Genomic DNA, 13,860 nt, shown 5'->3' with positions numbered 1-13,860 from the left:
TCCCAGGGATTATCTAGTGTGCTGCGGCGCCAGCGACGCCAAGATAGCGTTCGAGTACCGCAGGATCGGCCTTCAGGGCGCTGGACGCCGCATCATGGACGATCGCGCCGCGTTCCAATATCACAACCCGGTCGGCCAACCCCAGAATCTTTTGGGCATTCTGCTCGACAATAATCGAGCAGATCCCCCCGGCGCGGGTGATGGTGCCGAGCGCCCGCAGCAGCTCCTCGACGATGATGGGTGCCAGCCCCTCGGTCGGCTCGTCCAGCAGCAGCACCTTCGGATTGAGCGTCAGCGCCCGGCCGATCGCCAGCATCTGCTGTTCGCCGCCGGAGAGCTGGTTGCCGAAATTACTGCGGCGTTCCTTCAGCCGCGGAAACATTTCGTAAACCCTGTCGACGGTCCATGGGCCGGGCTGGGCCACCGCGGTCATGTTCTCCTCCACCGTCAGCGAACGGAAGATGTTGCGTTCCTGCGGCACCCAGCCGATTCCGGCGCGCGCCCGCTGATCCGGCCGCATCGACGTGATATCCAGCCCGCCGAGTGTGACCGTGCCGCCAAAACGCCGGGTAATGCCGACGATCGAATTGATCAGCGTGGTCTTGCCGGTGCCGTTGCGGCCGAGCAGCGCCAGCACCTGCCCTTCGCCCAGCGTCAGCGACATCCCCGGCAGCACCACCGCTTGCCCATAACCGGCGCGCAGGCCGTTGATGGCGAGTAAATCAGACATCGGCAGCCTCGCCGAGATAGACCGCCTTGACCTGCGGATCGCGCGCCACCTCGTCCGGCGGGCCCTCGACCAGCATGGCGCCGTTGACCAGCACCGAAATCCGGTCCGCGAACGAAAACACCAGATCCATGTCGTGCTCGATCAGAAGCACCGTAACGTCGCGCGGCAGCGCGGCGACGGCTGCCAGGATATCGTGGCGCTCGCTCTCGGGCACGCCGGCGGCCGGCTCGTCGAGCAGCAGCACGCGCGGCCTGGTCGCGATCGCGACCGCGATCTCGAGCAGGCGCTGCTTGCCGTAGGGCAATGTTGCGGTGAGCTCGTTCATGACGTCGAGCAGGTGAAAGCGCGACAGCGTCTCGGCGACCTCCTGGTTAACGTCGCCCCGCGTCCCCATCCGCCGCCACCAGTCGCCGCCGCGCCCGAGCCGTTCGGACACCGCAAGCCCGATGGTCTCCAGCGGCGTCAGATCGGCATAGAGCTGGTTGATCTGGAAGGTGCGCGACAGCCCGCGCAGCACCCGCTTGTGAACAGGCAGATCGGTGATGTCGTTGCCCTCGAGCAGGATACGACCGGCGTTCGGCTGCAGCACGCCGGTGAGCAGGTTGATGACCGTGGTCTTGCCGGCGCCGTTCGGCCCGATCAGGGCATGGCGGGCGCCCTGCTCGACCCGCAGCGACAGGTCACGCGTGACGCGCAGGCCGCCGAATGATTTTTCCAGTCCCTTGGTTTCCAGCGCGATCGTCATGGCGCGTCACTTTCGGGAACAGCCACGACGGCTTTGCGTCCGGCGATTTTCCGGATCACGAGATTGGGCAGCCACAGCGCCCAGCGATGCATGCGGTCGCGGCCGACCAGCACGATCACGACCAGCACGAGACCGATCCAGAACAGCCAGTATTGCGGCGTGATGGTGGAGAAGAATTCCTGCAGCATCTTGAACACAACCGCGCCGATCAGGCCGCCATAAAGATATCCGGTGCCGCCGAGCACCAGCACCAGCATCAGATCGGCCGATTTTTCGAACGCGAACACGTCGAGCGAGGCCAGCGCCGTGGTCTGGGTGAACAGCGCGCCGGCAATGCCGGCGTAGAACGCGGCCAGCGTATAGATCGCGATGAGGCGGCGGTTGACCGGCACGCCGATGGCGGACGCCCGCAGCGGATTGTTCTTGATCGCGCGCAGCGACAGGCCGAATGGCGAGTTCACCACCCGGCGCGCGAGCAGGAACAGCAGGAACAGCACGATCAGCGAATAGAAGAAGCCGGTCTTGCCGAACATGTCGAAGGCGAACAACCCAAGGATCGGCGCCATCTCGATGCCCTGCAGGCCGTCGGTGCCACCGGTGATGTTGGAGAAACGCTCACCCAGCGCTTCCAGCAGCAATGCAATCCCGAGCGTCACCATCAACCGGGTCAGGTCGACGCCTCGGATGACAAGGAAACTGGTGAGAAAGCCGACCACCATGGCGACGAGCCCGGCCGCGACCAGCGCAATCACCGGTTCGGTGATGATGCCGTGGAGCGCCAGCAGCCCGGCACAATAGGCGCCGACGCCGAAGAAGGCGGCATGGCCGAGCGACACGATACCGGCATAGCCAAGGATCAGATCGAGCGACAGCGCGAACAGGGCCAGCCGCAGGATGTCCGTCATGATCAGATAGCGCGACGGAAACAGGAATGCGCAGGCCAGCACCAGAACCCAGAACGCGATCTCGCCTCCGCGCCAGCGGGAGCGAGCCATAGCATGAGACGAGACTTCGGGAAGCGCGCTCATATCGGTTCACCGCGCCGCGGTGCGGCCGAACAGACCGTTCGGGCGCCAGATCAGGATCACGATCATGATGGTGTAGATGACGAATGGCCCCATCTTGGGCACGTAATATTTGCCGGCGACGTCGCCGATGCCGAGCAGCAGCGAAGCCAGAAACGGCCCGGTGATGCTGGAGGAACCGCCGACGGTGACCACGATCAGGAAGTAGATCATGAACTTGAGCGGAAAATACGGATCGAGGCCGAGAATTTCGGCGCTCAGCGCGCCGCCCAGACCGGCAAGCCCGCAACCGAAGGCGAAGGTAAAGGCAAACACCTGCGGCACGTTGATGCCGAGGCCGCTGGCGGCACGGGGATCATCGACCGCCGCGCGCAAACGGCTGCCAAACCGGGTTTTCGCCAGGATCAATTGCAGCCCCACCGTGAGCAGGCCGCAGATCACGATGATCATCAGCCTGTAGCGGCCGATGCCGACGCCGAAGAAATCGAACTGGCCCTCGAGCGCCGCCGGCAGCTTGATGAAGATGCGCGACGATCCCATGATGTAATCGACCGACGCCACCGACATGAAGGTGAGACCGATCGTGAACAGCACCTGATCGAGATGGCTTCGGTTGTAGAGATGGCGGTAGAGCGTACGCTCCAGCGCCACGCCGATCACGGCGCTGACGACAAAGGCGAGCGGCAGCGCCGCAAAGAACGGCCAGCCGGAATTGTTGACCAGAACGGCGCAAACGTAGCCGCCGGTCATCGCGAACGCGCCATGGGCGAGATTGACGAAGTTCATCAGCCCCAACGTCACGGCCAGCCCGCAGGCCAGCACGAACAGCAGCATGCCGTAGGCGACGCCGTCGAACAGGATGGTGAAGAGCGTGGTCATGAGATGGGCTTAGCCGAGATTAGCGACACGAAAGTAATTACACCGTCATGGCCGGGCTTGTCCCGGCCATCCACGTCTTCCTTTCGCTCGCCGAAGAAAGACGTGGATGCCCGGCACAAGGCCGGGCATGACGCAGAGCGAGAGCGGACGCGCGCCCCACGATGCGCAATTGCGCATCGGAGGATGACGCCGAAGCCGGCGTCACTTCTTCGTCTTGCCGGAATCCTTGACCGCCTCGAAGGTCGCGAATTCGACGTTGTAGAGTTCACCGTCGACCTTCTCGACCTTGCGGATGTAGATGTTCTGCACGATGTCGCGGGTTTCCGGATCGATCGAGATCGGGCCGCGCGGGCTCTCCCACTTCATGCCCTTCATCGCCTCGATCAGCCCATCACCGTCGGTCTTGCCGCCGGTCTTCTTCAGCGCTTCGTAGATCAGATGGATGCCGTCATAGCCGCCCACCGCCATGAAGCCCGGGCGCTGGTTATAGGCCTTCTTGTAGGCCGCGACGAAATCCTTGTTCATCGCCGACGGATGCGCGGCGGAGTACAGATGCGCGGTGACGGTGCCGAGCGCCGCGTCGCCCATGCCGTTGAGCAGGTCGTCATCCATCACGTCGCCGGGGCCGATCACCTTGATGCCGGCCTTGTCGAGACCGCGCTCGGCATATTGCTTCATGAAGTTGCCGCCCTGCCCTGCCGGCACGAACACGAACACGGCATCCGGCTTGGCATCCTTCATGCGCTGCAGGAACGGCGCGAAGTCCGGATTCTGCAGGGGCACCTTGACCTCTTCCACGATCTCGCCGCCGCCGGCGGTGAAGTTCTGCTTGAAGAAGTTCAGCGCATCGTTGCCGGGCGCGTAGTCGGAAGTCAGCGTCGCGACCTTCTTGATGCCGTTCTTGGCGGCCCAATCACCGATGATCGTCGACGATTGCGCCAGCGTAAAGCTGGTGCGCACGATATAGGGCGAACGCTCGGTGATGATCGAGGTGCCCGCCGCCATCACGATTTCCGGGACCTTGGCCTGGGTCGCCAGCGGCGCCGCGGCAAGGGCTGCCGGCGTCACGCCGAAGCCGGCGATGAAACTGACCTTGTCGTTGACGATCAACTCCTGGGCGAGGCGCTTGGTGTTGTCGGGGACCGCGCCGTCATCCTTCAGAATGACCTCGATCTTCCTGCCGGCGACGGTGTCGCCCTTCTGCTGCATGTAGAGCTTGACGGCGTTGTCGATCTGCTTGCCGGTCGAGGCCTGCCCGCCGGTCATCGGCAGGATCAGGCCGATCTTGACGGCGTCCTGCGCCTTCGCGGGTATAACGGCCATCACACCGGCGACGGCGCCTGCGGCCAGCAGCAATTGACGACGAATAGACATGAATTTTCTCCCCCTGATCGGTCTTGTGCCTTGAGCCGAGTGCCCGGCCCTTGCCTCACCATAACCCAAATTTTCGGCCGGGTAGCGCCACGACATGGCGTCTCACCGCGGCTTGTTGTCAATCGGACGAAGGGCGCGTTTCCTTGGACGGACACGTTCCCCGGGGCGTTCCTGCGGCAGGTCGCGGGCTGTATTATAACACCGTCCGCGAGACCCACCGGCCGGCCCAACCGTCTCCGGCCTTCGTTCCATTTGTACATTTGTACAAATAAAATGTTGCTGTCAACAAATAAGCGGCAGGTCGTGCCCTGCCGCAAGGCGGCCTCAAATCCATCATCCTTAAAGGTCTAATGAGTAACCTGCCCCCATGTCGATCCGTACCCGCCCAATCCTTGTCCTCGTTGCCGTCGCGTTCGCGGGCTGCTCGCTGAGCGGCTGCGGAACCATCAACGAAAAAATCTCGGCCGGGGTCAGCGACTCCATACCGGCCTGGGCCGGCGGCGTGCCGGCGGACGCGCCACCGCGGCCGGGCACCGCGAAGTACGACGAGTTCATGAGGGAACGCGAACGGAAACGGCTGCTGCCCGCCGCAGAACGCGGCGAGGAAGCAAAGCCTGCCTCATCGTCGCAGGACCCAGTTCGCTAACGAGACGATAACAGAGCGGCCGTCCGCATCGTCAGGCCGGATCGGCCACCCGTTCCTGGGCGACCGCAAAATGCCAGCTGCGAACCTTGGCAACAATGATGACGTGATCCCTTCAGTTCGAAGCCCGAACGGCGTAGGGTGACTCGGCATTTCGACGCCCACGGCATCGATGTCCATTTCAGTGTGGTATCAGCCCAAACGGGTGCGGGACCGCTCAACAGCAGATCAAACGATGTGAGTTGCATGGCTTCCGCAACGACTACCGCGCGCCCGCGCTTGCTATACGTGGTAAACGAAGACTTCGCGTTTTTGCTCAACCGGCTGCCGATGGCACGAGCTGCGCGCGCCGCGGGATATGAAGTGCACGTGGCTACGCGCGTCGATAAAGGCGCGAGCGCCATAGAAGCAGAGGGCTTCACGCTTCATAGGATACCATTCCGCCGAGGCGGATTATCTCCATTTGCTGCAATTCCAACGATCGCTGCGCTTCGACGGCTTGAAAGCAAGATCGCGCCGCAGATCGTGCATCACTCCGGCTTGCAATGCTGCGTGTATGGATCGATTGCAGCTTTGGGAAGAAAAATCCCGCTTGTTAACGCAATCACCGGCCTGGGCTACATCTTTACTTCGGTGACCTGGCGAACACGGCTTCTGAAACGAAGCATGGCTACCCTCCTTCCCTGGCTCTTCAATAGCGAAAAAAGCGTTGTTCTCGTCCAGAATCCCGACGATCTGTCCGCCCTCGAAGGCCTTGGAATAGAGCACGGTCGAACGATCCTGATCCCCGGATCCGGTGTCGATACTGATGTGTTGCAGCCACTGCCAGAGCCGACCGGCCCGATTACGATCGGCTTCGCCGGGCGCTTGCTAACCGACAAAGGAATCCGGGCGCTGGTAGCCGCCCACGGCATTTTGCGAGAACAAGGTCACGATATAAACCTGATCATTGCCGGCAATCCCGATCCAGCCAACCCCGCCTCCGTTCAAATTGAAGAAGCGCGGGAATGGAGCCAACGGCCGGGAATCACCTGGCTTGGACACATCGAGAATATCGTCTCGCTTTGGCGCCGCTGCCATTTTGCCGTGTTGCCGTCACATCGCGAAGGCCTGCCCATGAGTCTGCTTGAAGCAGCAGCATGCGGCAGAGCGATGATTGCCACCGACGCTCCGGGCTGCCGCGAAGTTGTCATCCATGATCAGACCGGCGTCCTGGTGCCTATCGAGGATCCAGTGGCACTTGCTGCGGCGATCCTTGGCCTGGCGAACTCGTCCCAGCTTCGCGACCGTTACGGACAAGCCGCGAGAAAGCTCGTCGTCGAAAAGCTGTCAGCCAAAATCATCGGGAACTCCGTCGTCGAACTCTACGACGGGCTGACGCGAAATCGGCACCAGCGTCGGGCGCCAGACGGATCGATACTGCCGATTCCCCAGGTGCAGAGCGCCGGGAAAATCCTGCTCATTTCCCAGCACTACGCCCCGTTTCCGAGTACGACCTCGGCCTACATGACCGAGATTGCCGAGGAGTTGGCTCGCGACTGCGACGTCACCGTTCTGTCGGGCTCACCCGGCTCCAACTCGAAGGCGCCCCCGAAGTCATCCTTCCCGACAATTATTGAGATAAAGAGCTGGTGGCCAGGAAAATCAGCGCTGGTTTCGCGATCACTTGCCGCAGTCCTGTTCGCATTACAGGTGTTCTTTGCGATCCTCAAGCACGCCCGCCGCGAGGACGCCATCCTTTGCGTTACGACGCCTTTCACAGTTCCGTACGCCGTAACCGTAGCAGCGAGGCTCCGCAAAATCCCCGCGGCACTTATTATTCATGACTTCTATCCGGACACGCTTGTCATGGCCGGCATTCTGCATCCCCGCTCCATAGTAACAAAAATCATGCGTTGGGCGAACTCTGTCTTGTTCAAATGGCTCGACGCTGTCGTCACCATCGGGCGCGACATGAATGTGCTGTTGATGGCCTATCCACGCATGCAGCCAAGCAAGATCGTCTTTATCCCAAATTGGCCAACGCTTCCTATTCAACATCGGGTCGTCACCGAGAATTCCTTTCGCGTCCGCTGCGGAAGCAAATTTCTGGTGGCCATGTCTGGAAACGCGGGATTCACGCACGACCCCAACTCCGTATTCGAAGCTGCTCGAATACTGGAACACAATACGGACATTCACTTCCTGTTTTCGGGCGAGGGCGTCGGCTGGACCACATTGAAGAAAAGGCAGGCGGCGACGCCCCTGCGCAACGTCAGTTTGATTGAGCGCGTGCCCGAAGCGGAGCTGGAAGAATTCCTGTCGGCCGCCGATATCTGGATAATCCCGTATCGTAAAAACAATACCGGCGTGTCTGTACCAAGCCGGATCTACAATCTGCTCGCAGTGGGACGACCGGTGATAATCTGCTCAGAGCCGGATGCGGAGGCTGCTCTTCTGGTGCAGGAACATGACCTGGGCTGGGTGGTACAACCCGAAGATCCGGCTGCAATTGCTCGCACCGTCGAGTTTGCAGCTTCGGCCGCGGGCAATACCCAAGAGAAGGGTCGGCGGGCGACCGAGATTGCCCGCAGCTATGCACGACCAACCGCGTTGAATTCATACCGGCAACTGATGCGTCGGCTTCTGAACAGGGACGCTGCTGTGGCCGATGAGCGATGAGATCACTCGCAGCTGTCGGGACAAATCCTGGCCCGGCAACGCCCCCGAAGGCACGACTTTTAGCTGTTGACTCTGGTAGAGGTTTATTCCTTATCCCGGGAGTGCGCTTCAATCAGCCATTCGAACTTTTCACTCCAAGGCACGCTCGTTATGACTAAAGATCCGGTTTTGGTAACGGGCGGGAACGGATACGTGGGCCGGGAGTTGGTGCGCCAGCTTGTCGCCGAGAGAGATTGCGAAGTCCACGTATTGGACAATATGGCGAGCGGTGAACATCGCCTGGCGCAGATGGACCGGCAAGCTTTTGTGCTGCACCGGAAGGACATCCGCGACGCGGATACGGTTTCCGAATTGCTCAACAGGATACGGCCGTCGATCATTTATCATTTGGCTGCCGTTCACTTCATCCCAGCGTGCGAGGCCGAACCCGGAAATGCGGCCGCGATCAACGTGGCGGGAACGATCAATCTGCTGAACGGAGCCCCGGCCGGGACGAAATTCGTATTCGCCTCGTCGGCTGCGGTCTACCGACCATTGCCCGACGCGCACCTGGAACGCGACGAGGAGCTGGGCCCGGTCGACGTTTACGGCTACACCAAACTGCATGGCGAGCACTTCGTCAGGCACTACCACAATCAGAACAAGGTCCGCGGCGTCATCGTCAGGCTTTTCAACGTCGTCGGGCCCGGCGAGACCAACCCGCATCTGGTGCCCGCGATCATCAGCCAGCTGGCTTCCGGTAACCGCCAACTCGCGCTGGGAAACCTGTTTCCGCACCGGGACTACATCGACGTCAGCGACGTTGCTTATGGATTCCGCGCGCTCGCCAAGCACGATGCTTTCGAGGGCGGCCCGCTGATTTCGAATCTCGGCACTGGCAACACGCATTCCGTGGGTGACGTCGTCGCGACGATCGGGACCGCGGCCGGCGTGACAGTCGATATTCAGCAGGACCCGCTTCGTGTGCGCGCTGTTGATCGTCCGATGCTGAAGGCGTCAACCCAGAAACTGCAACAGATTACCGGCTGGACGCCCTCTATTTCAATTGCCGAAAGCATGCATCGCGCATGGACAAATCGGATGGAGGATGGACTAACGTGACGGCCACCAAGCTGCGCGTTGGCGCGGTCGTCATCACGCCACCAACGTTCAAGGCAAGCGGAGGGGTATCGGCCGCGATCCAATTAACCGAGAGAATCGCAAAGCAGATCGACAGCGCGCTCTTGCTGATGGCGGAGGACAACGGCGAAACCGTCGAGAACGGTCTGCGCATCATTCGTCAAAAGGCAGCAAATCCCCTTCTGCCCCTGAGGCGCCTCCTGCCGCGGCAAGTCGTCACTCTCGCATGGCGGGCGAATATCAAGCCATGGCTTCGCGAGGGACGGTTCGATGTCGTTCATTTTCACAATCCGCATCCACCGGGTGCGCTCAAGGCTGCGGCGCAGGCCTGTAAAGACCTGAAAATCCCCTACGTGATTTCAACGCACGGCTTCATCGAATTCAACGAATTCTCACAAGGCTTCGGTGCCCCTGCCTGGCAGAAGCCATTGCTGGAATTGCTGGTGCGTCGACCGGTCGTTCACGTGGCGCAGAACGCGGCGAGAGTCCTGATGCTCTCGCCTCAGGAGGAACCTGTTCTATCCGGCATGGGGGTGGATCCTCGCAATCTTCGCGTCGTATCCAATGGCGTGGACCCCTACTTCACGATTCCTGTTTCAGAAGCAGAGCGGCAACGACTGGTCGCACGCTTCGCTCTTCCGACCGATCGTCCGCTCATGCTGTATGTGGGTAACCACACGGCAAACAAGGGCCTGGACGTACTGCTCAGAGCCCTGCCCCTGATGCGCGAAAAGGCTGTGGCTGTTGTCGCCGGTGCTATCCGTTCGCAGAAGGAGCATGCACAGCTCCTTGCTGACAACGGCATGCCTGCAGGCAGTGAAACGATTCTGTTCACCGATTTCATCACCCGCGAAGAATTGCGCGCCCTCTATCAGAGCGTCCACCTGTTCGTCTTTCCCTCGCGCGCCGATACGCTGCCACTTGTCATTCTGGAAGCCATGGCCAGCGGCCTGCCGGTGGTTTCGACCTTGATCGGCGGAATTCCATTCGAAGTTTCCGCCGACACAGGAATCTTGATGAAGCCCGGCGATCCCACAGCACTCGCTTCGGCGCTGGACCGGCTGTGCGCCGACCTACCGCTTCGCAAGGCGCTGGGCGATGCCGGGCGCGCACGTGTCACTCAGCTCTTTAATTGGGAGAGATCCGCAGAACAGGCCGTGGCCATCTACGAGGACGTCGTTTCCAACAAGACGTCGCAATAGTTCTTAATGAGAGACGGCCGACATTGGCTTCACCGCTCCGGCTTGTATCCCACAAACGAATAAAGTCGACCGGGCCGGTTGTCGAATTGTTCGGCGATCAACAGCATGAACCTGAACATGCGGTCATGACTCAGGAGCGTTCGCCAGCCCGGGACGGGAAGCTTGGCCGAAAGCCGTGAGACGACAGCCGATCGCAAGCTCTCAATGGTGTAAGGAAACAGGTTGATCGGGCTTGTAAGGGGCGGAAGTATCTCGAGCGGCTCAAAGCCGGCAGCACGCAACGCACCAACGTACCGATCAAGACGAAAGGCGTTCTCACCGCCATAGAGCCGATGCAGCGGATGCTGGTCCAAAAACTTCTGAAGGTCGGAATCACGACTGATGACGTGTTCGCGGGCGGCAACCGCGATGCCACCTGGCTTCAGTACGCGATAGATTTCACGGCATGCAGCTTCCAGATTTGTCGTGTGATGCAGCACCGCTCGCGCAAACACGACATCGAAGCTCGCATCAGCAAACGGCAGCCGCTCGGAAACTTCCTCGACAATGTCAACGGCAATTCCGGCATCGTGCGCGAGCATGCGTATCGCTGCTGCGCCAACAATCTTGCTTGGGTCAGGCTCAAGCGCCGTAACTGCGAAACCATCACGGGCCAGTGCATAACTGGCGATACCACGGCCAGCTCCGATATCGAGCGCTCGGCCACGACGACCATGCAATATTCTGGAGACGGCGCGCCACTCCTCCGATGCATGGTAACGCGCCGCGGCATCCACCAATGGGTCATCGTAGTATGCGTCGCGCGCAACTTGCTGCTGCTCGGGTTGATTTCGAAACCAGACGACCGCCTCTTCCCAGGACGACAGCTTGGGATCAGCGCTCATCGGGCGATAGCTCCCTGACAACAACCGCGGGATTTCCCGCGGCGATCGAGAACGCCGGCACATCCCTGGTGACGACGGCCCCGGCCGCGACGATCGCACCCTGCCCGACGGTGACGCCGCGCAGAACAAAGGCTCCCGCGCCTATCCAGGCGTCGTCGTGAATCGTGACAGGCTGCTCGCCCAACTCCAGCTTACGCGGATGACCACGTTCGAATATTTCCCTGGCCTGCTGGTGTCGTTGCGAGGCTTGCAGCGGATGCGTGAGGTTATCGAATATATTGACGGAATGGGAAATCAAGACGCGATGTCCGATTTCGATCGATGCCGCGGACCAAATGCGGGTTCCGTCTCCCACATAGCACCAGTCGCCCAGCACGATTCTTCCCCCGTGCCCGAACGTCATCAGCTCGCCGCGCACAAACGTATCGCAGCCAATCAGGATACGATCGGAGTCGCCGGCGGCATTCTTGATGCGCGCCGCTTGGCTGAGGCGCGACCTGGCACCGACCCTGCAGGTTGCACGTCCCAGGATCTGCTGGGCCAGACGGTGAAGGTTCATGTAGTTCAACTGCGTTATTGGGCGGGAGTAATTAGCACGATCATAACTGCCCGACGAGATCAACAAAGCTCTTCCATTGCAACGGCTTACTGTAGGCGGCAGTGACCCTTTCGCGACCGAGCGAGGCAATCCTCGACGATTCATCCCCGTCCGCCAGCCGCTCCTCGATGAGGGTAAGCGCTTCCTCGGGCGAGCCATAGGTCACGATTGTGACGCCAGGTTCCATCGCTTCTGGGTAACGGCCGTCATCTGACACCAGCAAGGCACCGCACCCCATGGCCTCGAAGCATCTCATATTGCCGCGATCCTCTCCCGCCATGTCGATCGCCCCGTTGAGCACGATCTTGGATCGCCCGATGAGATCATAGAGCTGCCGTCCGAAGACCGGCGGTCTCGAAATTTTCGATATGGCACGAGGTCGGCGATGCTTCTTCAGGGGCGGCAAAAGCCCGAGAGGGGTTTCGGCGAGCCGCGTCAGACGCGATGCGTCAAGGCAGAACACCACGTTTCGCCGCGCGGCGAGTGCAGCGACCCGCTCCAAAATGCCCGCACGACGCGAATGGTGTCGCGAGTAACCGCCAACGAACAACACGTCGATAGGCCGATCGCCGCGACCATACTGATCCATCAGCGGATCAATCGCCGGAAAGAACGGCGCAACACTGCAGCCTTTCCGTCGCCAGTCATCAAGGATAGAGGGGAAATTACTGACGACAGCATCGTAGCCCGACAGATCGACGCCACCCGATGGCGCAGCACGCCAGCATACGGCTTTCCTCACGCATCCGGGCAGCTTGCGAACAAAGCTGCTGCTGTAGCGGATCGGATCCAGATTGTAGAACACGTCCGCGCGATGATGTTCGATCTGCGCCAGAAGAATGTCCTCCGGCGCGCTCGCCGACGCCATTCCGTGCTCGCGCGCCCAGTACGTCTGCAGCGTCGTGTCGTTGGCATTGGTAAAAAATGCATCGGGCGACCGGTCAAGGACCGGCTGGAGGAAATGCAACGCACCGAACCTGTCGTCCAGGAACACGCGCAGTCGATCATCGAAGCTAACGGCCCCGACCGCAAGACCATCAAAATGCTGCAGGTAAGATGGGTAAAGAGCGCTATTCTGAAATAACCGCATCAAGGGTCCGCCAAAGGATGCCATGAGATAGCAAACTGCACACGAATAACAACACTCAACGCGCCTGTAGCTCAGACATGCCAACCGACCATTGGTTCGCCCACAGTTGACACCCCCAGGTGCTGCTGCGAAATAGGCCAGTTTTCGCTTCAGGCGGCGGGTATACGAGACCGGAATAGCGCATGAGCAGCAAGAATACCGTGGGCCACCAGATCGAAACAGAGTCGATCTATTCCAACGCGGAGTATCTCGCGAACAATCCTACTTGGCATGCCGAGGATTCAGCCTGGAAGGCCGCCAAGATATGCAGCACCCTGCGCAGAAACGATCTCAATCCCTCCCGGATCGCAGAAATCGGCTGCGGCGCGGGCGAGATACTGGTGCAGCTCAAGACTCTTCTGCCTGAAAGCACGTTCGTCGGCTATGAGATGTCCGGGCAAGCCTTCGAGCTGGCGCGAAAGCGCGAACGTCCTGGCTTGCATTATGTCAACACCAACATGCTGGACGAGAACGTCCACTTCGACGCCCTGCTGTGCATTGATGTATTCGAGCATGTCGACGACTATATCGGGTTCATCAAATCGCTCCGCAGCTACGCTGACTACAAGATTTTTCATATCCCGCTCGATCTATCGGTCTTCGCGGTAGCGCGGAGAGATACGCTGCTGGACGCGCGGCGACGCGTGGGGCACCTGCACTATTTCACCAAGGAAACTGCGATCGAGACGATCCGGTACTGCGGCTACGAAATAATCGACACCGATTTCACCGCGCGAGCGGTTGAACTCGACAGCAGCAGGTTACGCACCAACCTGATGAAGCTTCCGCGCGCGCTGTTATCAAAAGTCTCGCCGGATCTGGCCGCCCGTATTCTGGGAGGCTGGTCGCTGATGGTGTTGGCCAAGTAGAC

General features: G+C 60.6%; 13 protein-coding genes. 5 read left to right on the top strand and 8 right to left on the bottom strand.

Annotation, left to right across the window (positions count from 1 at the left end):
• Window positions 1–13: 13 nt before the first annotated feature.
• The 5 genes from JQ641_RS18860 to JQ641_RS18840 form a co-directional block, all read right to left on the bottom strand.
• Window positions 14–730, bottom strand: coding sequence for an ABC transporter ATP-binding protein (locus tag JQ641_RS18860; protein WP_211997483.1), 717 nt, complete (start codon window positions 728–730; stop codon window positions 14–16).
• Window positions 723–1,475 (bottom strand): ABC transporter ATP-binding protein, encoded by a 753-nt coding sequence (locus tag JQ641_RS18855; protein ID WP_211997482.1) that lies wholly within the window; start codon window positions 1,473–1,475, stop codon window positions 723–725. Before JQ641_RS18855 ends, JQ641_RS18860 begins: the two co-directional genes overlap by 8 nt.
• The gene (locus tag JQ641_RS18850; RefSeq protein ID WP_211997481.1) at window positions 1,472–2,503 is read right to left on the bottom strand and encodes a branched-chain amino acid ABC transporter permease; all 1,032 of its coding nucleotides are present in this window, start codon (window positions 2,501–2,503) and stop codon (window positions 1,472–1,474) included. Before JQ641_RS18850 ends, JQ641_RS18855 begins: the two co-directional genes overlap by 4 nt.
• A gap of 6 nt (window positions 2,504–2,509) precedes the next feature.
• On the bottom strand, window positions 2,510–3,379 hold the full coding sequence (locus tag JQ641_RS18845) for a branched-chain amino acid ABC transporter permease (protein WP_192737855.1): 870 nt from the start codon (window positions 3,377–3,379) through the stop codon (window positions 2,510–2,512).
• Window positions 3,380–3,580: 201 nt separating this feature from the next.
• A complete protein-coding gene (locus JQ641_RS18840; protein ID WP_211997480.1) occupies window positions 3,581–4,753 on the bottom strand; it encodes an ABC transporter substrate-binding protein in 1,173 nt (390 codons plus the stop codon).
• A gap of 367 nt (window positions 4,754–5,120) precedes the next feature.
• On the opposite strand from JQ641_RS18840, the gene JQ641_RS18835 reads away from it, so the two are divergent.
• The 4 genes from JQ641_RS18835 to JQ641_RS18815 all read left to right on the top strand — a co-directional run bounded on the left by JQ641_RS18835 (window position 5,121) and on the right by JQ641_RS18815 (window position 10,378).
• Window positions 5,121–5,399, top strand: coding sequence for a hypothetical protein (locus JQ641_RS18835; protein WP_211997479.1), 279 nt, complete (start codon window positions 5,121–5,123; stop codon window positions 5,397–5,399).
• 243 nt (window positions 5,400–5,642) lie between these two features.
• Complete coding sequence (locus JQ641_RS38725; protein WP_349628586.1) at window positions 5,643–8,057, top strand: glycosyltransferase; 2,415 nt, start codon at window positions 5,643–5,645, stop codon at window positions 8,055–8,057.
• A gap of 150 nt (window positions 8,058–8,207) precedes the next feature.
• A complete protein-coding gene (locus JQ641_RS18820) occupies window positions 8,208–9,158 on the top strand; it encodes an NAD-dependent epimerase/dehydratase family protein (protein WP_211997478.1) in 951 nt (316 codons plus the stop codon).
• A complete protein-coding gene (locus tag JQ641_RS18815) occupies window positions 9,155–10,378 on the top strand; it encodes a glycosyltransferase family 4 protein (protein WP_211997477.1) in 1,224 nt (407 codons plus the stop codon). Before JQ641_RS18820 ends, JQ641_RS18815 begins: the two co-directional genes overlap by 4 nt.
• A gap of 29 nt (window positions 10,379–10,407) precedes the next feature.
• Here JQ641_RS18815 and JQ641_RS18810 read toward each other — a convergent pair whose 3' ends face one another.
• Genes JQ641_RS18810 through JQ641_RS18800 form a run of 3 tightly spaced genes read right to left on the bottom strand, consistent with a single transcriptional unit; the run spans window position 10,408 to window position 12,950 of the window.
• On the bottom strand, window positions 10,408–11,262 hold the full coding sequence (locus tag JQ641_RS18810) for a class I SAM-dependent methyltransferase (RefSeq protein ID WP_211997476.1): 855 nt from the start codon (window positions 11,260–11,262) through the stop codon (window positions 10,408–10,410).
• On the bottom strand, window positions 11,252–11,821 hold the full coding sequence (locus tag JQ641_RS18805; RefSeq protein ID WP_192737918.1) for an acyltransferase: 570 nt from the start codon (window positions 11,819–11,821) through the stop codon (window positions 11,252–11,254). Before JQ641_RS18805 ends, JQ641_RS18810 begins: the two co-directional genes overlap by 11 nt.
• Before the next feature lie 40 nt (window positions 11,822–11,861).
• Window positions 11,862–12,950 carry a glycosyltransferase family protein gene (locus JQ641_RS18800; RefSeq protein WP_211997475.1) on the bottom strand — a complete coding sequence of 363 codons (1,089 nt, stop codon included), beginning with the start codon at window positions 12,948–12,950 and terminating at the stop codon, window positions 11,862–11,864.
• Window positions 12,951–13,132: 182 nt separating this feature from the next.
• On the opposite strand from JQ641_RS18800, the gene JQ641_RS18795 reads away from it, so the two are divergent.
• Window positions 13,133–13,858, top strand: coding sequence for a class I SAM-dependent methyltransferase (locus tag JQ641_RS18795; RefSeq protein ID WP_211997474.1), 726 nt, complete (start codon window positions 13,133–13,135; stop codon window positions 13,856–13,858).
• Window positions 13,859–13,860 lie beyond the last annotated feature (2 nt).

Source organism: Bradyrhizobium sp. JYMT SZCCT0180 (genome assembly GCF_018130165.1).
Taxonomy (GTDB): Bacteria; Pseudomonadota; Alphaproteobacteria; order Rhizobiales; family Xanthobacteraceae; genus Bradyrhizobium.
This window is presented reverse-complemented; position numbering and strand designations above follow the sequence as displayed.

Coding starts and splice junctions, on each gene's coding strand:
- JQ641_RS18860 (WP_211997483.1), bottom strand. CDS start 730: ATGTCTGATTTACTCGCCATCAACGGCCTGCGCGCCGGTTATGGGCAA.
- JQ641_RS18855 (WP_211997482.1), bottom strand. CDS start 1,475: ATGACGATCGCGCTGGAAACCAAGGGACTGGAAAAATCATTCGGCGGC.
- JQ641_RS18850 (WP_211997481.1), bottom strand. CDS start 2,503: ATGAGCGCGCTTCCCGAAGTCTCGTCTCATGCTATGGCTCGCTCCCGC.
- JQ641_RS18845 (WP_192737855.1), bottom strand. CDS start 3,379: ATGACCACGCTCTTCACCATCCTGTTCGACGGCGTCGCCTACGGCATG.
- JQ641_RS18840 (WP_211997480.1), bottom strand. CDS start 4,753: ATGTCTATTCGTCGTCAATTGCTGCTGGCCGCAGGCGCCGTCGCCGGT.
- JQ641_RS18835 (WP_211997479.1), top strand. CDS start 5,121: ATGTCGATCCGTACCCGCCCAATCCTTGTCCTCGTTGCCGTCGCGTTC.
- JQ641_RS38725 (WP_349628586.1), top strand. CDS start 5,643: ATGGCTTCCGCAACGACTACCGCGCGCCCGCGCTTGCTATACGTGGTA.
- JQ641_RS18820 (WP_211997478.1), top strand. CDS start 8,208: ATGACTAAAGATCCGGTTTTGGTAACGGGCGGGAACGGATACGTGGGC.
- JQ641_RS18810 (WP_211997476.1), bottom strand. CDS start 11,262: ATGAGCGCTGATCCCAAGCTGTCGTCCTGGGAAGAGGCGGTCGTCTGG.
- JQ641_RS18805 (WP_192737918.1), bottom strand. CDS start 11,821: ATGAACCTTCACCGTCTGGCCCAGCAGATCCTGGGACGTGCAACCTGC.
- JQ641_RS18800 (WP_211997475.1), bottom strand. CDS start 12,950: ATGCGGTTATTTCAGAATAGCGCTCTTTACCCATCTTACCTGCAGCAT.
- JQ641_RS18795 (WP_211997474.1), top strand. CDS start 13,133: ATGAGCAGCAAGAATACCGTGGGCCACCAGATCGAAACAGAGTCGATC.